Source organism: Nesterenkonia aethiopica (genome assembly GCF_039534665.1).
In the GTDB taxonomy this organism is placed as follows: Bacteria; Actinomycetota; Actinomycetes; order Actinomycetales; family Micrococcaceae; genus Nesterenkonia; species Nesterenkonia aethiopica.
The window spans coordinates 1-20,564 of the sequence record NZ_BAAAVT010000025.1; the positions used below are offsets into that span (position 1 = coordinate 1).

The 20,564-nt window shown below is 70.1% G+C and carries 18 protein-coding genes; 5 read left to right on the plus strand and 13 right to left on the minus strand.

The features are described from left to right. A partial coding sequence (locus ABD658_RS14415) for an HNH endonuclease signature motif containing protein (RefSeq protein WP_344744882.1) occupies positions 1-758 on the plus strand: 758 nt, incomplete at its 5' end. Positions 759-988: 230 nt separating this feature from the next. On the opposite strand, the gene ABD658_RS14420 is transcribed toward ABD658_RS14415, so the two are convergent. Further along, positions 989-2,158 (minus strand): acyl-CoA dehydrogenase family protein, encoded by a 1,170-nt coding sequence (locus tag ABD658_RS14420; protein WP_344680629.1) that lies wholly within the window; start codon positions 2,156-2,158, stop codon positions 989-991. A 291-nt stretch (positions 2,159-2,449) separates the two neighbouring features. Here ABD658_RS14420 and ABD658_RS14425 point away from each other — a divergent pair, with 291 nt between their 5' ends. Further along, entirely contained in the window at positions 2,450-4,219 is a 1,770-nt protein-coding gene (locus ABD658_RS14425; protein WP_083277286.1) for an AMP-binding protein, read from the plus strand. A 12-nt stretch (positions 4,220-4,231) separates the two neighbouring features. Here the strand turns inward: ABD658_RS14425 and ABD658_RS14430 are convergent, their stop codons facing one another. The 6 genes from ABD658_RS14430 to ABD658_RS14455 all read right to left on the minus strand — a co-directional run bounded on the left by ABD658_RS14430 (position 4,232) and on the right by ABD658_RS14455 (position 9,729). Continuing rightward, positions 4,232-4,759, minus strand: a complete 528-nt coding sequence (locus ABD658_RS14430) for a DUF1648 domain-containing protein (RefSeq protein WP_344680635.1) — start codon at positions 4,757-4,759, stop codon at positions 4,232-4,234. A gap of 42 nt (positions 4,760-4,801) precedes the next feature. Next, on the minus strand, positions 4,802-5,410 hold the full coding sequence (locus ABD658_RS14435) for a hypothetical protein (protein WP_344680637.1): 609 nt from the start codon (positions 5,408-5,410) through the stop codon (positions 4,802-4,804). 157 nt (positions 5,411-5,567) lie between these two features. Further along, a complete protein-coding gene (locus ABD658_RS14440; RefSeq protein WP_070158820.1) occupies positions 5,568-6,350 on the minus strand; it encodes an enoyl-CoA hydratase in 783 nt (260 codons plus the stop codon). Next, entirely contained in the window at positions 6,343-7,452 is a 1,110-nt protein-coding gene (locus ABD658_RS14445) for an enoyl-CoA hydratase/isomerase family protein (protein WP_344680640.1), read from the minus strand. Before ABD658_RS14445 ends, ABD658_RS14440 begins: the two co-directional genes overlap by 8 nt. A 162-nt stretch (positions 7,453-7,614) precedes the next feature. Then, on the minus strand, positions 7,615-8,880 hold the full coding sequence (locus ABD658_RS14450; RefSeq protein ID WP_344680642.1) for a multidrug effflux MFS transporter: 1,266 nt from the start codon (positions 8,878-8,880) through the stop codon (positions 7,615-7,617). Positions 8,881-8,883: 3 nt separating this feature from the next. Then, entirely contained in the window at positions 8,884-9,729 is an 846-nt protein-coding gene (locus ABD658_RS14455; RefSeq protein ID WP_344680644.1) for an HpcH/HpaI aldolase/citrate lyase family protein, read from the minus strand. A gap of 506 nt (positions 9,730-10,235) precedes the next feature. On the opposite strand from ABD658_RS14455, the gene ABD658_RS14460 reads away from it, so the two are divergent. After that, positions 10,236-10,907 carry a GerMN domain-containing protein gene (locus tag ABD658_RS14460; protein ID WP_344680646.1) on the plus strand — a complete coding sequence of 224 codons (672 nt, stop codon included), beginning with the start codon at positions 10,236-10,238 and terminating at the stop codon, positions 10,905-10,907. A gap of 41 nt (positions 10,908-10,948) precedes the next feature. Here the strand turns inward: ABD658_RS14460 and ABD658_RS14465 are convergent, their stop codons facing one another. From ABD658_RS14465 to ABD658_RS14480, 4 genes are read right to left on the minus strand one after another with little or no spacing between them, the layout of a single operon-like run. After that, on the minus strand, positions 10,949-12,409 hold the full coding sequence (locus ABD658_RS14465; RefSeq protein WP_344680648.1) for a dihydrolipoamide acetyltransferase family protein: 1,461 nt from the start codon (positions 12,407-12,409) through the stop codon (positions 10,949-10,951). A 35-nt stretch (positions 12,410-12,444) separates the two neighbouring features. Then, positions 12,445-13,626 (minus strand): alpha-ketoacid dehydrogenase subunit beta, encoded by a 1,182-nt coding sequence (locus ABD658_RS14470; protein WP_237090049.1) that lies wholly within the window; start codon positions 13,624-13,626, stop codon positions 12,445-12,447. After that, complete coding sequence (locus ABD658_RS14475; RefSeq protein ID WP_344680654.1) at positions 13,623-14,750, minus strand: thiamine pyrophosphate-dependent enzyme; 1,128 nt, start codon at positions 14,748-14,750, stop codon at positions 13,623-13,625. Before ABD658_RS14475 ends, ABD658_RS14470 begins: the two co-directional genes overlap by 4 nt. Positions 14,751-14,808: 58 nt before the next feature. Continuing rightward, positions 14,809-15,954 carry a histidinol-phosphate transaminase gene (locus ABD658_RS14480; protein ID WP_344680656.1) on the minus strand — a complete coding sequence of 382 codons (1,146 nt, stop codon included), beginning with the start codon at positions 15,952-15,954 and terminating at the stop codon, positions 14,809-14,811. A gap of 55 nt (positions 15,955-16,009) precedes the next feature. On the opposite strand from ABD658_RS14480, the gene ABD658_RS14485 reads away from it, so the two are divergent. After that, on the plus strand, positions 16,010-16,405 hold the full coding sequence (locus tag ABD658_RS14485) for a phage holin family protein (protein WP_344680658.1): 396 nt from the start codon (positions 16,010-16,012) through the stop codon (positions 16,403-16,405). A 25-nt stretch (positions 16,406-16,430) separates the two neighbouring features. On the opposite strand, the gene ABD658_RS14490 is transcribed toward ABD658_RS14485, so the two are convergent. Both ABD658_RS14490 and ABD658_RS14495 read right to left on the minus strand, forming a co-directional pair. Then, entirely contained in the window at positions 16,431-18,353 is a 1,923-nt protein-coding gene (locus ABD658_RS14490) for an alpha/beta hydrolase family protein (RefSeq protein WP_344680660.1), read from the minus strand. 49 nt (positions 18,354-18,402) lie between these two features. Then, positions 18,403-18,888 carry a hypothetical protein gene (locus ABD658_RS14495; protein WP_344680662.1) on the minus strand — a complete coding sequence of 162 codons (486 nt, stop codon included), beginning with the start codon at positions 18,886-18,888 and terminating at the stop codon, positions 18,403-18,405. Positions 18,889-19,081: 193 nt separating this feature from the next. Between ABD658_RS14495 and purB the strand changes: the two genes are divergently transcribed. After that, entirely contained in the window at positions 19,082-20,542 is a 1,461-nt protein-coding gene (gene purB / locus ABD658_RS14500) for an adenylosuccinate lyase (protein WP_344680664.1), read from the plus strand. The last annotated feature ends 22 nt before the right edge of the window (positions 20,543-20,564 follow it).

Here is a 20,564-nt window from a genome sequence, read left to right on the forward strand (position 1 = left end):
CTGATCTGTTCGCCTCCTGGCTGCTCTCCGGTCGGGTCGAGGGTGCCCCGGTGGAGGCGAAGATCGCGGTGATGATCCCTGAGACCACCCTGACCGGGCACAGCGAGGACCCGGGCATCAGTGCCGACCGGAACTGGGTGATCCCGGCCAGCGATGCCCGCCACCTCGCCGGTGATCCCCGCACCTGCCACGACTGGTACCAGGCCACCACCAGCCAGACCCAGCCCGGCCCGATCCAGCCCGGCGCAGGAGACGTCTCTCCGAACATCCTCGCCATCACCTACACCGGCCGCTACGCCCCGGCCCGGCTGCGCGATGCCATCATCTTCCGCGACGGAACCTGCCAGGCCCCGGGGTGCACCATCCCGGCTCAGCGCTGCGATCTTGACCACCGGCTCCCCTACCCGACAGGCCCCACCAGCGGGCCCAACCTGCAGGCCCTGTGCCGCAGGCACCACCGGATCAAATCCCACGGACTGCTCACCGAAGAGGACCCGGCCACACCACCGAAGACAGCAGCACCCCCGCCAGCAGCACCCCCGCCAACAACACCGTCGCCACCGTCCATACAGCGGCCGGCATCTCCACCGACGCGTCCCCGTCCGCGGCGTCGTGGGCTGCCGCCTGCCTGGCAGCCCACGCGACGGCGCACCTTGGCGCCCCACGGCCGTGTCGACCTCATCGCCGCGCGCCAAGCCACCCCGGGCTCCCGTGCGGGCGTGACCGTCCTCTACGAGACCAGCAGACGACGACACTGAGCCATTGCCCTGCTGCCTGAACCCAGCCACACCACGACACTCCGCCGCTGCCGAACTCCCCGCTGCCTGACCTGCTCAGCCGAGCACGTCGTCGCGCCGGTCCTCCACGCACGGGTCGGCCCCGGCGGACCTGCGAATCCTCACCGAGGCAGTTGGAGGAGACCAGCCGCACCGCGTCCTCCAGCACCCGCGCCAGCACCATCAGCTCCGTCCTGGCTGCGGCCTCCCGATCAGACGAAGGCCGAGACCCCGGTGAGTGCCCTCCCCACGATCAGGGAGTTGATCCCGTAGGAGCCCTCATAGGTATAGATGGCCTCGGCGTCCCCCATGAGCTTGGCGACCTCGTAGTCGGTGGTGACGCCGTTCCCGCCCAGGGCCTCCCGCCCGAGGGCCGCGGACGCCCGGGCCAGGCGGGTCGCAGTTGCCTTCGCAGCAGCCGCGTGCACCATCTCCAGCTGTCCCTCCTGTTGGAGTGCGGTGATCTGCGTCATCAGCGCCTGCGTCGCCGTCAGGTTCCCCGAGATCTCGGCGATGGCCTGCTGGATAAGCTGGAATGAGGCCAGCGGGCGGCCGAACTGCTCGCGATCGGTCACATAGGTGCGCACCACATCGAGCACCGCGTGCTGCAGACCGACCGCCTGCCAGCCGACCCAGGCCCGCGAGCTGCACAGCAGCACGTTGGTGTCCGCGAAGCTGCGGGCGCCGGGCAGCTTGGCCTCAGCCGGAACCCGCAGATCCTCCAGCACGACGTCGGCGTTGGGGATGCCGCGCAACCCCATCTTGTGGCGGATCATCTCCGCGTGGTAACCGGGAGTGTTCGTCTCCACGAGGAAGCACTTGATGGCGTCGTCGGCGACGTCACGGGCCCAGATGAGGGCGATGTCAGCGATGGTGGCCATCCCGATCCAGCGTTTGGTGCCGTTGATGACCCAGGAGTCGCCCTCCCGGCGAGCCGTGGTCGCCAGACCGCCGGCGATGTCCGAGCCGTGGTCCGGCTCGGTGAGACAGAACGCGCCGAGCGCTTCAAAGCGGGATAGGCGCCCCAGCCAGGCCTCCTTCTGCTCCGCGGAGCCATAGGCGTGGATGAGACCCACGATGAGCTCGTTGTGGATGCCCAGCACTGCGGACATGGAGACGTCGGCCTGGGCGACGGCGGCGTGCGCCAGGCCCTTGAAGAGACGGGACGTGCCGTCGATCTCCAGACCGCCGAGCCCCAGGTCCGCCAGGGACGGCAGCGCCTCGGCCAGGAACCGCTCCTCGTTCCACGCTTCGAGGGAAGGCTTGCGGAGCCTCTCCTGCACGAAGGCCTCGATGTGACGGAGGCGCTCGTCCTCCTCAGCGGACAGGTGGCGCCTGGTCTTCAGCAGGTCGCCCTCGGGGTACTGGACAGCAACGGTCACCGTCACCAGCTCCTTCGCATGGTCGCCGGCTCCTGGAGCCGGCCATGATGAGCCGCGCCGGGGCCGGGATGGGGAGGCGCGCCCCCTCGGGAGGGACGCACCCCGGTCTCGGGTCCCAGGCGGTGCCGGATCTCGGCCTGGCCGCCTCGGGACCCTCAGTATATGGCCTGACCGGTGACGCGCATCACAGGAGGTCAGGTCCTGTCGTAGGCTGGAGCTGTCAGCCCGGCGATCACGTCGGGCCCCGTGTCGACTGACGCCGCACGCAGCCAGTGGGAGGTTCTCCAGGACATGACCAGCCACAACGCCTCACTCGACTCCAGCGCCCTGACCAGCGCCGAGCGCGCCGCCGCGTTCCGCCAGGCCCGGGACCGCCTGGTGGCCTGCCAGCAGGACTACGACCGGGCCCGTGAGGAGTTCCGCTGGCCTCGGTTCTCCCACTTCAACTTCGGCCTGGACTGGTTCGACGTCGTCGCCTCCGGGGAGCGAGCCGACCAGGACGCCCTGGTGATCGCCGAGGCCGACGGCACCGTGCTGCGCCGCACCTTCGCCCAGCTGCGCGACGCATCGAACCGAGTGGCGAACTGGCTGACCGCTCAGGGCGTCCGACGCGGCGACCGGATGATCCTCATGCTGGGCAACCAGGTGGAACTCTGGGAGGTCATGCTCGCCGGCATCAAGCTGGGCGCCGTGCTGATCCCCACCACCACGCAGATGGGGCCCGCCGACCTCCAGGACCGGGTCAGCCGCGGACAGGCGCGCTGGGCCGTGGCCGGCCCCGCAGACCTGGCGAAATTCCAGGAGGTCGACGGCGACCTCACCCTCATCCACGTGCCGGGGGCGGGGGCGCCGCCAGACAGCGGGCGGACCGTGCTGGACTACGAGGACTCCCGGCACGCCTCCGCGACATTCACCCCCGTGCAGCCGACCCCGGCTGACGAGACCCTGCTGCTCTACTTCACCTCCGGGACCACCTCGCTGCCCAAGCTGGTGGAGCACACCCACACCTCCTACCCGGTGGGGCACCTGTCCACGCTGTACTGGATCGGCATGCAGCCGGGAGACGTCCACCTCAACGTCGCCGGACCTGGGTGGGCCAAACACGCCTGGTCCAACTTCTTCACCCCGTGGATCGCCGAGGCCACGATCTTCATCTACAACTACACCCGCTTCGACGCCGCCGAACTGATGGCCCAGATGGACGCCCACCGGGTGAGCAGCTTCTGCGCCCCGCCCACCGTCTGGCGGATGCTCATCCAGGCCGACCTCACCCTGCTGCAGCACCCGCCCCGGGTGACCGTCTCCGCCGGGGAGCCGCTCAACGCCGAGGTCATCGACCAGGTGGAGCGGGCCTGGGGCTGCACCATCCGAGACGGCTTCGGACAGACCGAATCCACGCTGCAGGTGGCCAACACTCCCGGCCAGCCGGTGACGCGCGGCTCGATGGGTCGGCCCCTGCCCGGCTTCGACGTGGTGCTGATCGATCCCCGCACCGGGGAGGAGGCCGAGGAGGGGGAGCTGTGCCTGCGCGCCGAGCAGTCCGGGACGCGCCGGCCCGTGGGACTCATGAAGGGCTACGCGGGAGACCCCGAACGCACGGCGGAGGTCTTCCGCGACGGCCTGTACCACACCGGAGACGTGGTCCGACGGGGTGAGGACGGGGTGCTGACCTACGTGGGCCGCAGCGACGACGTCTTCAAATCCAGTGACTACCGGATCTCGCCCTTCGAGCTGGAGTCCGTACTGGTGGAGCACCCCGCTGTGGCGGAGGCCGCCGTCGTGCCCGCCGCGGACGAGCTGCGGCTGGCGGTGCCCAAGGCCTACGTGGTCCTGGCGGCCGGCTGGGACTGGGATGAAGAGACGGCCACCTCGATCCTGGCGTCCTGCCGGGAGAAGCTGCCGCCGTTCAAGCGAATCCGGAGGATCGAGCGCATCGAGCTGCCGAAGACCATCTCCGGGAAGATCCGCCGGGTGGAGCTGCGGGCACTGGAGGAGAGCCGGGGCGGCGAGCGCGGCACCGAGGAGTTCCGCGACGCCGAGCTGCCGGCACTCCGGACCTGAGGCGGAGCCGGGTCAGGCCTTGACCATCTGCCAGATCCCGACGGCGGCGACCCCGACGACACCTGCGCCGCCGACCCAGGTGAGCCAGAACAGCGGCATCCCCGGCATAGCCCCGACCATCCCCCAGCAGAGCACCGCCGCCGATGCGGCCAGGGCGATCAGCATCCTCTCCCCGAGTCGGTACATGTCCTGCACGTTCTCACTGGTCAACGGCTTCGGGAAGTTGAAGATCCGCGGGTGCCGGGAGAGCAGCGTCATGCCGAGCACGCAGAGCAGCCAGATCAGCACGGGGGCGAGGAACAGCTCCCAGGGTGATCCCATCCTGGTCACCGACCCGTCCATGGCGAAATGCACCGGCACCTGACCGGGCTCCTCCAGGGCACGCCAGCCGATGAGCAGCATCGGCACCGCACCGACCACCACGCTCGCCCAACGCAGGGTCCTCCACCCCGAGCCCAACTCATAGTCCGGCTCCGGACGGTCCTGCCATCCGCCATACACCTCCGGCGCCTGCGCCCGGCTCGTCTCAGCGTCCCCCACAGCCAGTCCTCTCTCCTGGTTTGCGCGTGATGTGCGTCCTCATCAGTCGAAGTCCCCGAGCCCGCCGTCGAGCAACCAGTGATGGCGCAGGGTCAGCGCCCGCTCCAGGGCCGCACCCACCGCCGCGACCGTCAGGGTGACGTTCGCCCAGCCGGGCAGGGTCACCGGGGAGATGAACACGCCCCAGGACTCCGGTACGACGTTCCAGCGGGACACCACCTCGGCCAGCTGCAGCCCGCCCACCACGAGCCCGACGACCAGGATCACGACGGCGGCCCAGCCCACCGCTCGACTGGCCCGGGGGCGCCGACGGTCGAACTCTGCGCGCAGCCCCGCCATGGAGTGGGGGTCCGGCTCCAGCATGCGGGTGGGCTCTCCGTCGTCGGGCACGTAGTGCATGCGCTTCAGACCGTAGAGGCTGGCGGCGAACTCCACCACACCACCCGGCACGGAGAACGCGGCCGGGGAGGCGCCGACGCCTACCTGGCGGCCCTCACGGTACAGCGAGGCCTCGAACTCGGCGGAGAAATGGTCCACATCGACCTGGTAGTCCACCGTCGGCCGCGCCTCGTCAGACCCACCGGCGGCCCCGTCGGAGACGGGAAGCTCCAGGTGGAAGGCCGAGCGGTGCAGCACATGCCACCACTGCATCGGAACGAAGGCCCGGCCGTCCCCCCGGACAGACCTTCCGCTGCCGACGCCGCTTGCCCCATTCCTTCATGGGCTCCAGCCTGCCAGGCGTCGCGCTGAGCGCGGATCAGCCGGAAGGATGATTCGTCCTCACGGCCCACACGGCAGCAGGCGATGACTACCGGTGCTGCCAGGTGGGCTTCCGCTTGTTCGCGAAGGCGTCCATACCTTCGGACTGGTCCTCCGTGGAGAACAGCGAGTGGAAGATCCGGCGCTCGAACTGCAGCCCGCTGGCCAGCGGCATCTCGAAGGCCGCAGCCACCGCCTCCTTGGCCATCTGTGCGGCCGGCTTGGACTTGGAGGCGATCAGCTCGGCCACCGTCTTCGCCTCGGCGTCGAGCTCCCCGTCCGGGACCACCCGCGAGACGAGGCCGATCCGCTCGGCCTCCTCGGCGTCGATGTGGCGGCCGGTGAGCACCATGTCCATGGCCTTGGCCTTGCCCACGGAACGGGTGAGCCGCTGGGAGCCACCCATCCCCGGGATGACGCCCAGGTTGATCTCCGGCTGGCCGAACTTCGCCCCGGTGCCGGCGATGATGATGTCGGCCATCATCGCCAGCTCACAGCCGCCGCCCAGCGCGTAGCCGGAGACGGCGGCCACGATCGGGGTCCGCACCCGAGCCAGGTCCTCCCACCGGCGGAACCAGTCCGCCGCGTACATGTCGGCGAAGGACTGCTCGGACATCTCCTTGATGTCCGCCCCGGCGGCGAACGCCTTCTGCGAACCGGAGAGCAGGATCGCACCGATCTGCGGGTCGGCGTCGAAGGCCACGGTCGCAGCGACCACTTCCTCCATGGTCTCTGCGTTGAGCGCGTTCAGCGCCGCGGGCCGGTTCAGCTGGATCCTCCCGACCCGCTTGGCGGAGGAGACCTTGATGGTGGTGTACGTCTGTTCAGTCATGGGGCAGCTCCAGAATCTTGTGGGGCACCGGGGTGAAGAAATGGTCGAGCAGGTCGTCGTCGACGTCGGCCAGCCGGGCGGGGTTCCAGCGCGGGCTGCGGTCCTTGTCCACCAGCTGGGCACGGATCCCCTCCCGGAAGTCATGGGAGCGCAGCATATGCATCCCCACCGTGTACTCCTGGATGAGGGCACCCGCCAGGGAGAGCTCCGCCGCCGTGGTGATGGCACGATGCGCGACCCTCACGGACAGCGGGGAACGCGCCCGCAGCGTGGACGCCGCCTCGGCGGCCTCCGGGATCTCCCCGGCCACACCGTCCAGCCGGGCGAGGATGATGTCCACATCATTGCCGGAGTAGACGTGGTTGATCCACTCGGCCGCGCCCAGGGCGGAGTCTCCCGGCTCCACGGCGAACTCCGGCAGCGCCTCATCCACTGGGCGACTGGTCAGCTCGCGGATCAGCGCTTCGATGGACGCCGAGTCGATCCGGGTGTCCGCCAGTCCGGCGAAGATCGCATCCGCGGCTCCCAGGTGGAGCCCCAGCATCCCCGCGTGCAGGCCGACCTTCCTCGGCGCATGACCCAGCAGGAAGGTGCCGCCGACGTCGGGCGAGAACCCGATGGTGGTCTCCGGCATCCCGGCCCGGGTGCGTTCGGTGACGATCCGGTGGGAGCCGTGCGCGGAGATGCCCATGCCCCCGCCGAGCGCCAACCCGTCCATCAGCGCGATGTACGGCTTCGGGTACTGGGAGATCAGCAGGTTCATGCGGTACTCGACCGCCCAGAAGTCCTCGGTGGCGAAATGCGCCTGATAGGCGGGGGTGCCGTCAGGAAGCATCGGGCCGCCGTCGTGGTCCTGATGCTCCACCATGTCCCGGTAGACGCCGACGACGTCCCCGCCTGCGCAGAGCCCCCGCTCCCCCGCGCCCCGGACGAGCACCTGGGCGACGGCGTCGTCGGCGGCCCATTCCTCCAGCTGGATGAGCACAGACTCGCACATCAGCTGCGTCAGCGCGTTCATGGCCTTGGGCCGGTTCAACGTGATGATGCCGAGATGCCCTCGGACCTCGAATGCGACGTCGCCGGTGAAAGTCTCCCTGCCCATCACGCCTCCTTGCCGGTCCGCGGACCCGTCGGTCGATGAGAACCCAGAGCACAGGGAGTGACCTGGGTCTCACCACAATGTACCGGCCCACAGGGACGCGTTCAACGCGCCGACGACGGCACGGACGCGGCGCTGATCAGGAGGTTCCGGAACCCGGTCGGCTCAGTGCGCCACCGGACCCGCCGGCGTCACGGAGGCCTCGATCTGCCAGGGCCGGACCACCAGCAGGGCCACCGCGGTGGCCGCGGCCATGCCTCCAGCGATGACGACGGCCATCCCTGTCGCGCCTGCGCCGAGCACGCCCACCAGCGGGGCCGTCAGGGCGGCCACGCCGAACTGGACGGCGCCCAGCAGTGCGGCGGCGGTGCCCGCGGCCTCCCCATGACGGGAGAGCGCCAGCGCGGGCGCATTGGGTAGAGCGAGCCCGCAGGCGGCCAGGACCAGCCACAGCGGGACGAGCAGGCCAGGCAGACCGCCGACGCCCGTGGCGGCGAGCAGCAGCAGGACCACGCCCGCGGCGGTGCCGGCGACCAGAGCGCCGGTCATCACCTGGGCGGGGGCGAAACGGCGGAGCAGCCGCACGTTGCACTGCGTGGCGATGATCAGGCCCACTGCGCCCAGGCCGAAGACGATCGCGTACTGCTGCTCGTCCAGCCCGTAGACCTGCTGGAAGACGAACGAGGACCCGGAGACGTAGCCGAACAGGGAGGACATCGCCAACCCGGCCACGAGGATCAGACCCACGTACGGCCGGTCGCCCAGCAGCCGGCCGCAGTCCCGCAGCGTGCCGAGCGGGCCTCCGCGGCGTCGGTCCTCCGGCGCCAGCGTCTCCGGCAGCAGCATCGCGGCCACCACGGTGATCGCGACGCCGAGGATCGCCAGCACCACGAACACGCCCCGCCAGGACACCAGAGCCAGGACCAGCCCTCCGAGCGTGGGGGCCAGCACCGGGGCCGCACCCATGACCAGCATGAGACGGGAGAGGATCTTCGCGGCCGCCATGCCGACGAACAGATCCCGGACCACGGCCATCGCGACGACGGCGGCCGCGGCCGCCCCGAGGCCCTGCAGGACCCGCATGCCGCCGAGGGCGACCAGGTCCGGGGCGAGCGCGCAGCCGACGGAGGCCACCACGTGGACGGCCACCCCCACCAGCAGCGGACGACGACGGCCCACCGCGTCCGAGAGCGGGCCCACCAGCAGCTGTCCCAGACCCAGGCCGGCGAGCGTACCGGTCAGCGTCAGCTGCACGGCGGCCTCCGTGGTCATCAGGTCGTCACGGATGGCCGGCAGGGCCGGCAGGTACATGTCCACGGTGAGCGGACCCAGCGCGATGAGCACGCCCAGCACCAGAATGAGCCGCAGCCGCTCCGCCGGGGTCAGCAGCTCCCCGGGCGTCAGCGCGGTCCGCTCCTGACAGTCAGGCACGGCTCAGGCGTTCCAGAGGCCGTAGGAGTCGGCCAGGGACGCGATCTTCTGGGCGCGGGCCAGACGCGGCAGGTAGGAGCCGTCACCGATGGAGGCGCCCTTCTCATGCGCTTCGATCAGTTCGCGGGCCCAGTTGAGCTCATCGTCGGAGGGGCTGAGACCCTTGTTGACCAGGTCCACCTGCCCGCGGTTGAGCGAGAGCTTGCCGGTCATGCCCATCGAGGCGGTCACACCGCAGGCTTCGATGACGGCGGCCTCCTCCGCATCGGGCGGCGTCGGGCCGTCGATGGCGCCCGGCAGTCCGCCCACACGGGAGGCGATGACCAGGCGCGACCGCGCATAGGCCAGCGCCATGGGGTCGGCGGAGACGCCGACATCCTTGCGGAAGTCATTGGTGCCGAAGGCCAGGCGGAAGGTGCCGGGAGCCGAGGCGATCTGTGTGGCGTTCTCCACGCCGAGGGCCGACTCCACCAGCGCGATCACCGGAGTTCCGGCCCGCAGACGCATGGCCGTGTAGGTGACCTGCTCCGGCCGCTCGGTCTCGGCAAGCATGACCCCGCGCAGCCCCTCGGCCTTGGAGAGCGCGGCGACGTCGTCCTCCCAGTGCGGAGACGAGGTGGGGCTGATGCGGACCCAGGCGGTCATCCCGCCGTTGAGCGCCTCCAGCACGGCGGCCCGGGCGGCGACCTTGCCGCCATCGGGCACCGAGGCCTCCAGGTCGAAGATCACCGAGTCCGCCTCGCTGGCGAGGCCGGGGGCGAAGTCCTCCTGCTTGGCCGCATTGATCAGCAGCCAGGAGCGGGAGAGCTTGGCAGGCAGAGCGGCGGCGCGTCGGTTGCGAATCGGCATGGGCCCAGCCTATCGTCCCGCCGCCTGGTGGGCCGGGCTGACGCACCCGCCTCCCGCATGCTGAGAAGCACCGATGGGGGCACCCCCGGCGCCCCGGGCTCCCCACCGACGCCGCCCATGCCTGCCGCGATCGACGGTCGCTGTCCGCGGCGATCGACGACGGTTCGGCGGAACGTGGCGGGGATTGACACCGGCCGCCGTGCGGAGGAACATAGTGATGGGCCACGGTTCAACTTTGAACCGTCATGGAGACATCCCCCTCGTCTCCGGCCCGACAGAAAATCGATGTCCGAGTTTCCGTTCCCTCGGGCATCGTGTTCTGCCCCGCGAGAAGATCTGCTGGCCGAGTGCGCATCATCCCACCCCTGACAGCCGCCCGGTCCCTTCTCGCCCAGCGGGCGGGAGGCACCCCCGTTCTGGCCTCCCGCCCGCTCCCTCCACCTCGTGACACCTGCGGAGCTCCGCCGAATTCGCTGAACCGCGGAAGGGCTCGTATTCTGGCTCCCATGACTCTCCGCCGTTCCCTGCGCCTGTGCGGCGCGGCCGCAGCTGCTGCGCTGCTGCTGGCCGGCTGCGGCGGCGACGACGAGGACGCTCCCACGGAGCCGGACCAGGCCATCCCAGCACCCGAACATGAGGCCGATGACACGGTCCGCCTGCCCCTCGGGCTGGTGAGCCCCCAGGGCCACAGCGTCAACGCCCCGATCGATGAGGAGGGCGTGGTCCGGATCCGGGAGGACGTCGGGAGCGTGCAGCAGACCGAGGTCTACCGGACCGACACCTTCGGCTGCGAAGACACCGTGTCCGTGATCGCCTCCGTACCGATGGTCACCGAGGACCCGGCACGCAGCGCCGTGGAGTTCCTGCTGCAGGACCAGCACTACCACCACGGGGACCCCGCCTACCTGAATCCGCTGGCCATCTCCGAGGGACTGGAGCTCGACTCCGTGACCGTCGACGACGACATCGTCACCGTGGATCTCACTGGGGAGCCCACGGTGCGCGGCGCCTGCGAGTCCTGGCAGATCCACTCCCAGCTGGAGGCCACCGCCCGCGCCGCCACCGGCGCCGAGGAGGCGGAGATCCTGCTCGACGGGGAGCCGTTCGCCCACGTGCTGGGCATCGAGGTGACGGAGGGTCCGCTGACCCTGCAGCGCGTCACCGACATCATCCGCTGACCCTGCCCGGGACGCCGACGTCGTCAGCCCACCAGGCGCCCTCAGTCCAGAAGCAGTCCGGGCTGCTCGAGGACCGCACCGACGTCGCTGATGAACCGTCCGGCGTGGTCGCCGTCGATGAGGCGGTGGTCGAAGGACCCGCCGATGGTCATCACGTCCCGGGGGACGATCTGCTCACCCACCACCCAGGGCTTGCGCCGCACGGCGCCGAGCAGGACGATCGAGGCCTGGCCCGGGGGCAGGATCGGGGTGCCGCCGTCCAGGCCCAGCGGGCCGACGTTGGTGATTGAGATCGTGCCGCCCTGCATGTCCGCCGGGGCAGTCTTCCCATCCCGGGCGTCCACCGTCAGCTGAGTGATGGCGGCCGCGAGGCCACGTGTGCTGTAGGTCTGCGCATCATGGATCACCGGCACCATCAGGCCCCGCGGGGTGGCCGCAGCGATCCCCAGATTCACATAGTTCTTCACCGAGTAGTGGCTGTCATGCCAGGTGGCGTTGACCTGCGGGTTGCGGCGGGCGGCCCAGATGATCGCCTTGGCTGCGAAGAGCAGCGGAGACACGCTCAGTCCCTCGTAGGAGGGGTCCCGCTTCAGCGCGGTCCGCAGCTCCATGGTGCGCGTGACGTCGATCTCCTTGAACACGCTGACATGCGGGACCTCGGAGGCAGAGGCGCTCACATTCGTCGCCGTCGCCTTCCGGATGCCGCGCACCGGAACCTTCTCCTCCCGGGGGCCCTCGCGGAGCAGGCCGGTGAACGGCGGCTCGGCCGGGGTCGCTGTCGCCGGGGCCTTCTCCCCGTTCTTCTGACGAGCGCGGCGCTCCACGTCGTCGCGGGTGATCTTGCCGTTGCCGCCGGAACCGACCAGCTCCCAGACCGCCACACCCAGACGCTTAGCCAGCGCCCGGACCGGCGGGCTCGCCTTGGCCACGAGATCGCCGATGTCCGAGGCGCCCGCAGCGGGAGCCGGGACGACGTCGCCGGGGCGCCCGCCTGAAAGGTCCAGGTCCGGGAGGCCCAGATCCGAGACGTCCACCAGGTCAGGGGTGGTGTGCCCGCTGCGCGGACGGCGCCGGGCCGAGTCCGCCTTGGGCCCGGAGCCGATCAGCGAGTCCCCGCTCTGCGAAGAGGAGGCCGGGGTGGAGGTCGACCTCGCCTGTGCCGCAGAGCTCGTCGTTCCGGCAGACTCGTCGTCGACGGGGGCGGGGGCGGCCGCCGGTTCCGCCAACTGAGCCGCTGACGGCTCGGTCTCGGGGCTCGGGGAGCCCTCCACGGCGATGCGGATCAGCGGACTGCCGACCTCGATCGTCTCGCCCTCGTCCGCGACGAGCTCCTGGACCTGGCCGGCGTACGGGATGGGGAGCTCCACCAGCGATTTGGCGGTCTCGATCTCGACGACGATGTCGTTGACCTCGACCGTGTCCCCGACCGCCACACGCCAGGAGACGATCTCCGCCTCGGTGAGCCCCTCGCCGACGTCAGGCAGGTTGAAGGTGTCGACCATGCTCAGTCTCTCTCCGTTCGTTGTCGACGCCGGGATCAGCGGCGGGGATGGCTGAAGCTGCGGTCCACGGCCTCCAGCATGCGATCGATGTCCGGCAGGTAGCGGTGCTCCTGCTGCGACGGCGGGTATGGCATGTGGAAGCCGCCCACCCGAAGCACCGGGGCGACGAGTCGGTGGTGGGCCCGCTCGCTCACTCGGGCGGCGATCTCCGCGCCGAAGCCGCCGAAGGTGGGGGCCTCGTGGGCGACGATGAGCCGCTGCGTCTTCGCCGCCGATCGAGCGATGGTCTCGTCGTCGAGCGGGCTGATCGAGCGGACGTCGACGACCTCGATGCTGCGTCCATCCTGGGCCGCCGCCTCCGCGGCCGCGAGAGCCACCGGCACCAGGGGCCCGTAGCAGGCGATCGTGGCGTCGGTGCCTTCGCGCACCACCTGGGCGGTGAAGGCATCCTGGGCGGGGGTGGAGAAGTCCACCATGCCCTTGAGCCAGTACCGGCGCTTGGGCTCCAGGATGATGACCGGGTCCTCGCAGCGCACCGCCTGACGCGTCATCCAGTAAGCGTCATGCGCGTTCGACGGCGTGATGATGCGCAGACCCGCCGTGTGCGCGAAGAGCGCCTCCGGAGACTCCGAGTGATGCTCGATCGAGCCGATGGAGCCGCCGTAGGGGAGCCGGATCGTCACCGGCAGGTGCACCTTCCCCGCGGTGCGGGAGCTGATCTTGGCCAGCTGGGTGGTGATCTGGTTGAACGCCGGGAAGACGAAGCCGTCGAACTGGATCTCGGCGACCGGACGGTGCCCGCGCATCGCCAGACCGATGGAGGTGCCGACGATTCCTGACTCCGCCAACGGAGAGTCGATGACCCGCCGGGGGCCGAACTCCTTCTGCAGCCCGTCGGTGACGCGGAAGACGCCGCCCAGGGCCCCGATGTCCTCCCCGATGAGCAGGGTGCGCGGGTCGGCGGCGAGCTCATCGTGCAGCGCCGCGGTGATCGCCTTGGCGAGGACGAGTTCCCGCGGAGGTGCGGGCGTCTCGACGCCGTCGTCGTGTCCGACCGCCTCCTGGGCGCTGCGTGCCGAAGAGGCCGTGGAGACGACGTCCGGTGAGGACGGTGTGGGGGCCGCGGGGCGCGTCCCGCGTGCACCTCGGCGGGAGCTGCGTGCCGAGGGCGCGTGGGACTCCGCCCGGCGTGCCTGGCCGTGGTTCATCAGTGTCATCGGGCACCAGCCTCTCCGCCGGCCAGGGCGTCGTCATCGACGAAGCCGGCCTCGTACTCCTTCAACCACGCCTTGTCCGTCTCGACCTGCCGGTGCGGCTCGGCGTAGACGGCGTCCATGGCCTCCTCGAGCGGCAGCGGATCGATCTCCTGGACGGCCCGGCGCAGCTCGGCCGCGACCTCGGCGGCCTCCTGGTCCACCTCGGAGAAGTAGATGTCATCGGCGAGGTCCTCGGCCTCGAGCCAGCGACGGTACCGGTCCAGCGGGTCCTTGGCGCGCCAGGCCTCCACCTCGTCCGCGCTGCGGTACTTGGTGGGGTCGTCGGCCGTGGTGTGGGCGCCCATCCGGTAGGTGACCGATTCGATGAGCTTCGGTCCGCCGGCGCGCACCTGTCCCGCCATGTGGGCGGCCACCGCATAGCTGGCGAGCACATCGTTGCCGTCCACCTGGACCCCCTCGAAGCCGTACCCGGCGGCGCGAGCGGCCAGCGGGCTCCGAGACTGCGTGGAGGAGGGCACGGAGATCGCCCAATGGTTGTTCTGGATGAAATAGAGCACCGGCAGCTCGTAGGAGCTCGCGAAGACCATGGACTCGTGGACGTCTCCCTGGCTGCTGGCGCCATCGCCGAGGCAGGCCAGGACGATCTCGTCCTCCGCCCGCCCGTCGGCGAGGTCACCCGCTTCGAGCTCCCGCTGGATACCCATCGCCCACCCGGCGGCGTGGAGGGTCTGGGCGCCGAGCACCACCATGTAGACGTTCATGGCGTGCTCACGGGGGTCCCAGCCGCTGTGCGCGGTGGCGCGGAAGAGCTGGATGATCTGGTCCGGGCGGATGCCGCGGTGGAGGGCCATGACGTGTTCCCGGTAGGTCGGGAAGATCATGTCCGTGGACTTCAGCGCCGAGACGGTTCCGGCCTGGGCGGCCTCCTGTCCGAGGGCAGGCACCCAGAGGGCGAGCTGGCCCTGGCGCTGGAGCGAGGTCGCCTCAGCGTCCATGCGCCGCTCCGTGGCCATGAGTCGATACAGGTCGCGCAGATCCTGCTCTCCGAGCGCGGCGATGTACTCGCTGTACACGTAATGCTCGGTGTAGGTTCCGTCGGGCGCGAGCAGCTGGATGGGCTGCACGGCGTGCTCCTCTCCGGTGGCATCAAGGGTGGGCCACCGTTCATTCTGTCAGCTGCGGTCAGCTCGTCCGTGTGTAGGTCTTACACAACTGGATCAGCCGATCGTTGGCTTCGGTTTCGCCGATGCTGACTCGTACACCGTCGCCGTCGAAGGCCCGCACGGCGAGGGCCTGGAGCCCGGCCTCGTGGGCGAAGTCACCTGCGTGGTCCCGCAACGGCAGCCATATGAAGTTGCCCTGCGCGTCCGGCACGTTCCACCCCGCGTCGATGAGGGCGTCCCGGACTCTCTGTCGTTCTTGTACAAGATTCTGCACCCTGGAGTTCACCTCGTCCAGAGCTTCCAGCGATGCGATCGCTGCGACCTCACCCAGCGTGGAGACGCCGAACGGGACCGCAACCTTGCGCAGGTGCTGGGTCACCTCCGGTGAGGCGATGGAGTAGCCGACCCGCAGGGCCGCGAGACCGTGCGCTTTGGAGAAGGTCCGCAGCACCACAACGTTGGGGTGCTCGCGGTACAGCGCGAGCGTGTCCACGGGGTCCTCGATGCGGACGAACTCCTGATACGCCTCATCGATGACCACGACGACGTCGCGGGGGACCTTCCCCAGGAAGTCCACGACCTCCTGATGCCGCAGCGCGGGCCCGGTCGGGTTGTTGGGTGTGCACAGCAGGATGACACGGGTCCGGTCCGTGACCGCGGCGGCCATCGCCTCGAGATCGTGGCGACCGTCCTGCGTGACGGGCACCGGGACATCCTGGGCGCCTGCAGTGCGGACCACAATGGGGTATGCCTCGAAGGAACGCCAGGCGTAGATCACCTCGTCAGGAACGCCGTCGGGCCCTGTGCCGGCGAAGGCGCTGATCACCTGGGTCAGGGCGCCGAGGCTGCCCGTTCCGGTGACGATGTCCTCCACCGGCACGTCGAGGGTCTCGGCGAGCGCGGCACGCAGCTGCTCCGCACCGGGGTTCGGGTAGCGGTGGACGGTGTCCACCGAGGCGATGGCCCGTTCCACGGAGGGGACCGGGCCCAGCGGATTCTCGTTGGAGGAGAGCTTGTAGGGGGTGAGCCCCTCGGCGGGGCGAGGCGGCTTGCCTGCGGCATAGGTGGGCAGCAGGGACAGGGCAGGGCGCGGGGTGACCGTGCCCGCCACGCTGCGGGTCAGCCGGTCAGCCGTCCGGGCGGCGTCGTGGTCTGTGATGTTCATGGGTCGCATGATCCTCTCAGGGTTCTCTCATCTCTGACATGAGATGATCGTCCTCGTGAGAATCCTACTGGCGATCGTGCTCAACGCCTGCGCCCTGGGCGCGGCGGCTCTGCTCCTGCCCGGGATCGGCGTCGAAGGTGCCGGTGACGAGATCGGCATGGTCCTGTTGGCCTATCTCTTCGTCGGGGCGGTCTTCGGGATCATCAATGCGGTGATCAAACCGATCCTCTCCTTCCTGGCCCTGCCGATCACCTGCCTGACGCTCGGCCTGTTCGCGGTGGTCATCAACGCCGCGATGCTGATGCTCACCGGCTGGATCACCTCCTTCTTCCCGGTGCAGTTCGTGGTCGACTCCTTCTTCTGGGATGCGATCCTCGGAGCCATCATCGTCTCGCTCGTCTCCGCGCTGCTGGGCCGGTTCCTGGTGGAACCGGCGGCCCGCGCGGCCTGACTCCCCTCCCCACCCGGGGGCGGGGTCACCGCTGCGGTGGGCCTTCGGCGGATCCGTCGTCTGACTCCCCCGGCACGGGCCCCTTCCCGGACCGCGGCATGGTCGGGATGATCACACCAGGTGTGAGCGGCTGAGGGTCCGCCGTCCGTCCCGGAGCAGGCTGTGCGGGATCCCGGTGGCCGCCGACCGGCTCCTGGGGCCGCGCGGCGGCTTCGTCCTGGCTCCGCACTGCTGAGGCGTCAGAACCCCTCGCACCGCCGTGCGAGTCTCCGCTGAAGGCACCTCCGGCATCAGCTTCGGTCCTTGCGGTCCCCCCCGCCCCGATCCTCTCCGAGGGCGAAGGTGGCACAGAGCCCTCGGACACCTGCGTTCCGTCCGTCTCGGGACCCTCCACCGGTGTCACCGGCCCGAAGACGTCTCGGAGGCCCAGCGGGTCCAGTCGTTCGTAGCTCTCCCGCACGGCGTCGGTGAGGCCGCTGTCCTCCCAGAACTCCGGGTCGAGCAGGTCCGTGGTCGAACCGTCCTCGTTCTCCGACCACCCCGTGCGGAAGATGTGGGTCTCCGCCTCCCCCTGGTACAAGGAGGAGAAGTCGCGGAGCAGCGCATCGCCCCCATCACCGAGATGAGTGTCAGGGTCGGCCTCCAGCTCCTCGACGATGTCGAGGTAGTGCTGGTAGCTGTGGGCGTCACCGAACAGCAAGTGCTCGTCCGGCCTGGCATCCGCATCGTCGTGGCTCACCTCGATGACCTGCCGGTTGACCCCTGTGCCCTGGTGCTCCCCGAGGAGGTACGGCACCGGATCGCGGCGATCCTGGATGTGTGTGGTCGAGGTCTGCGTCCCGGGTGGGAAGCTGCCGTGCCGTCCCGGAGCCCCGATGCTGGTGGCGGCCGCCAGGTCGTACTTCTCTCCCAACCTGCCGTTCCTGACCAGGTTGGTGACGCCGATCCCGCCGAGGCTGTACCCAGACAGGGCGATCTGATCCCCCTCCTCCGCGCCGACGGTCGCCAGGGCCTCGTCCACGACGTCGGCGAGCTGATCGGCGTCGTTGAACGCGGAGTCGACCAGCCCCAGGTATCCCCTGCCGTCGTCCCGGTTGAGGTCGGTGATGTCCATGTCCAGCCCCGGCAGATGCACCAAGTACGTCGTGCCCCCGGTTTCGTCGGTGACGGTCGTGACGGCGACGTCGCCGTCCTCAGGCACCTGCTCCATCTGCTCGTACCACGAATGCAGCGTCCCATCGCCCTGGTGCGAGATCGTGGCGGTCCGCTCCCCCAGCCTCAGCTCATGTCTCCCCATCTCGAACTCGGCCAGCAGGTCCTCCTCCTCCAGCTTCGAGATCGCCAGGTAGCCGAACCCGGCTCCGTCCTCGGCCCTGTCCCTGCCGCTGGAGCGCCCGTCGACGAGACCCGACCGTCCTCGGGTGAAGTATGCGGCCAACAGCCGCAGGGCCTCCTGGCCCCCGAGGACTCCGAGGCTCCTGGCCCAATCCCCCGCCACCCGTCCGTCGCCCTGCTGCACCTGATCGATGATGTACGAGGTCTCCGTGAGAAGTTCACTGATCTGCATCCATCGGCGGATGACCGACTCGCCGTCCCGATAGGTGCCATGGGCGTGCTCGATCCCCGCGACGCATTTCTCCACCAGCCCGCTGATCAGGATGAGGCGCACACTGAGTGCCGCGCTCCGTGAGGCCAGCACCGGAGCGCGCCAGTGGGGGATCTGGGGGCGCGGCACCAGGAAGAGGGTGTTGTTCGCCGAGATGTCGTCCTGCTGCCTGCCGGCGATGTCCCTCGCCGCTCCCACATGCGAGGAGGCTGCGAGCAGCGTCTCCCACACGACCTCGATCTGTGTGTCTCCGCCGGAGACCCTGACGTTGAGGGACCCCTGGTCGGCGAGCTGGGGGCGCACCGGCACCGGGATGGGGAACTGCGGTGTGGGGAGGTCCATGGCGACTCCTGGGGTGTGATCTGGTGAGTGCGGTTCGGGTCCGAGACGGTCACGGGGCGGCGGGCTCGGCCTCAGGACGCAGTGCCTCCGTGATCGCCTCGCCGAGCCCGGCCGGGATGCCGCCGTAGTCGTCCAGGAACGACCCCAGGGAGGCGACGTCGTCCACTGCCGCACGCGCCCGCCGCAGAAGGAACTCTCCGGAGACTCCGAGGAGGTCGAGTCCGGCGACCGCGTCGAGCATCGCGGCCAGGCGGCGAGCGATCTCTGCACCCTCACGCATCACCCCGGCGAGGATGGTCGCCTCCCCCGCCAGGGCCTCGGACTCCTCACAGACCCCGGCGCTGTCGGACATGAGCAGATCGATCAGTCCTCTGAACGCATCGCCTGCCAGGGACTCCCACCGCACGGTGTCGTGGGCGAGGACGAGCTGGGCCTGCTGCTCGCGCCCTTGCCCCGCCGCGCGCCGATACCGGGCGGCCATCTCGTCGTAGACCGTCGCGACCTGATCCAGGTGGGCGGCTGCGGCACTGTACACGGGCGCTCCTCAGGGCTCGGCCGCTGGGGCGGCTCACGGACGACGACGCCTCCGACGCTAGGCCTGCCGCGCCCGCCTCCGCCGCCCCGTCCGGGGGTCTGTGGAGAGCCCGCGCGTGTCGCCGCTCGGACCCCGCCCCTGTGGAGGAGCAGCTCCTGCACCCGGCCTGCGGAGTCGTGGAAGAATGTCAGCCATGGCCAACTCTGTCTCCTCGCCCTCCGTGTCCACACCCCTCTCCGCCGACCAGGAGCGGATCAGCCTCGCCGACGCCGAGCCGCAGATCGCCCTCGGCGCGCTGGACGGACGCTACCGCTCCGCCGTCGCTCCGCTGGTGGAACACCTCTCCGAGGCCGCCCTGAACCGCAACCGCATCCACGTGGAGGTCGAGTGGTTCATCCACCTCTGCACCGAGCAGGCGCTGCCGGGGCTGCCGAGCCTCACCGAGGAGCAGATCGCCGGGCTGCGCGGCATCGTCACCGGCTTCGGCCCCGAGGAGGTCGCCGAGCTGGCCGCGATCGAGGCCGAGACGGTCCACGACGTCAAGGCTGTGGAGTACTTCATCGCCCGCCGGCTCGAGAGCCTCGGCCTGGCCGAGCTGACCCCGCTGGTGCACTTCGCCTGCACCAGTGAGGACATCAACAACCTCAGCTACGCGGTGGGCATCCGCGACGCCGTCGAGCAGGTCTGGCTGCCGGCGGCCCGCTCCGCGCTGGACGGGCTGCGCGCTCTGGCCTCCGAGGCCGCCGAGGTCCCCATGCTCTCCCGCACCCACGGCCAGCCCGCCACCCCCTCGACGCTGGGCAAGGAGATCGCGGTCTTCGTGCACCGCCTGGACCGGCAGCTCCGCCGCGTGGAGGCCCAGGAGCATCTGGGCAAGATCAACGGCGCCACCGGCACCTATGCGGCGCACCTGGCCGCCGCGCCCGACGTCGACTGGCCGGCCCTGGCTCAGCGCTTCGTGGAGAAGCTCGGACTCACCTTCAACCCGCTGACCACCCAGATCGAGTCCCACGACTGGCAGGCCGAGCTGTACGCGGACATCGCCCGGTTCAACCGGATCCTGCACGGACTCTGCGTGGACGTCTGGTCCTACATCTCCATCGGCTTCTTCCGGCAGATCCCGGTGGCCGGCGCCACCGGCTCCTCGACCATGCCGCACAAGGTCAACCCGATCCGCTTCGAGAACGCGGAGGCCAACCTGGAGGTCTCCAACGCCCTGCTCGACTCGCTGGGCGCGACCCTGGTGGAGTCCCGCTGGCAGCGCGACCTCACCGACTCCTCCGGCCAGCGCAACATCGGCACCGGCATCGGCCACTCCGTGCTGGCGCTGAGCAACGTCACCAAGGGCCTGAAGCAGCTGGACGTCGCCGACGACGTCATCGCCGCCGACCTCGACGCCAACTGGGAGGTCCTCGGCGAAGCGGTCCAGACCGTGATGCGGGCCGAGTCCATCGCCGGCACCACGGGCATGGAGAACCCCTATGAGCGGCTCAAGGAGCTGACCCGCGGGCGCCGCGTGGACGCCGAGAAGATGCAGGAGTTCGTGGCCGGCCTGGGGCTCAGCGCCGCCGCCGAGGAGCGGCTGAAGAACCTCACCCCGGCCCAGTACACGGGTCTGGCGGCACGTCTGGCCGAGGAGTCGGCCCGCCGGTGAGCGGGGCCTCCGGTCCGGCCTG

Bases quoted from the DNA above. Each gene is read 5' to 3' on its own strand.
- ABD658_RS14425 (WP_083277286.1), top strand. From the start codon at position 2,450: ATGACCAGCCACAACGCCTCACTCGACTCCAGCGCCCTGACCAGCGCC.
- ABD658_RS14435 (WP_344680637.1), bottom strand. From the start codon at position 5,410: ATGCAGTGGTGGCATGTGCTGCACCGCTCGGCCTTCCACCTGGAGCTT.
- ABD658_RS14440 (WP_070158820.1), bottom strand. From the start codon at position 6,350: ATGACTGAACAGACGTACACCACCATCAAGGTCTCCTCCGCCAAGCGG.
- ABD658_RS14445 (WP_344680640.1), bottom strand. From the start codon at position 7,452: ATGGGCAGGGAGACTTTCACCGGCGACGTCGCATTCGAGGTCCGAGGG.
- ABD658_RS14455 (WP_344680644.1), bottom strand. From the start codon at position 9,729: ATGCCGATTCGCAACCGACGCGCCGCCGCTCTGCCTGCCAAGCTCTCC.
- ABD658_RS14460 (WP_344680646.1), top strand. From the start codon at position 10,236: ATGACTCTCCGCCGTTCCCTGCGCCTGTGCGGCGCGGCCGCAGCTGCT.
- ABD658_RS14465 (WP_344680648.1), bottom strand. From the start codon at position 12,409: ATGGTCGACACCTTCAACCTGCCTGACGTCGGCGAGGGGCTCACCGAG.
- ABD658_RS14470 (WP_237090049.1), bottom strand. From the start codon at position 13,626: ATGACACTGATGAACCACGGCCAGGCACGCCGGGCGGAGTCCCACGCG.
- ABD658_RS14480 (WP_344680656.1), bottom strand. From the start codon at position 15,954: ATGAACATCACAGACCACGACGCCGCCCGGACGGCTGACCGGCTGACC.
- ABD658_RS14490 (WP_344680660.1), bottom strand. From the start codon at position 18,353: ATGGACCTCCCCACACCGCAGTTCCCCATCCCGGTGCCGGTGCGCCCC.
- purB (WP_344680664.1), top strand. From the start codon at position 19,082: ATGGCCAACTCTGTCTCCTCGCCCTCCGTGTCCACACCCCTCTCCGCC.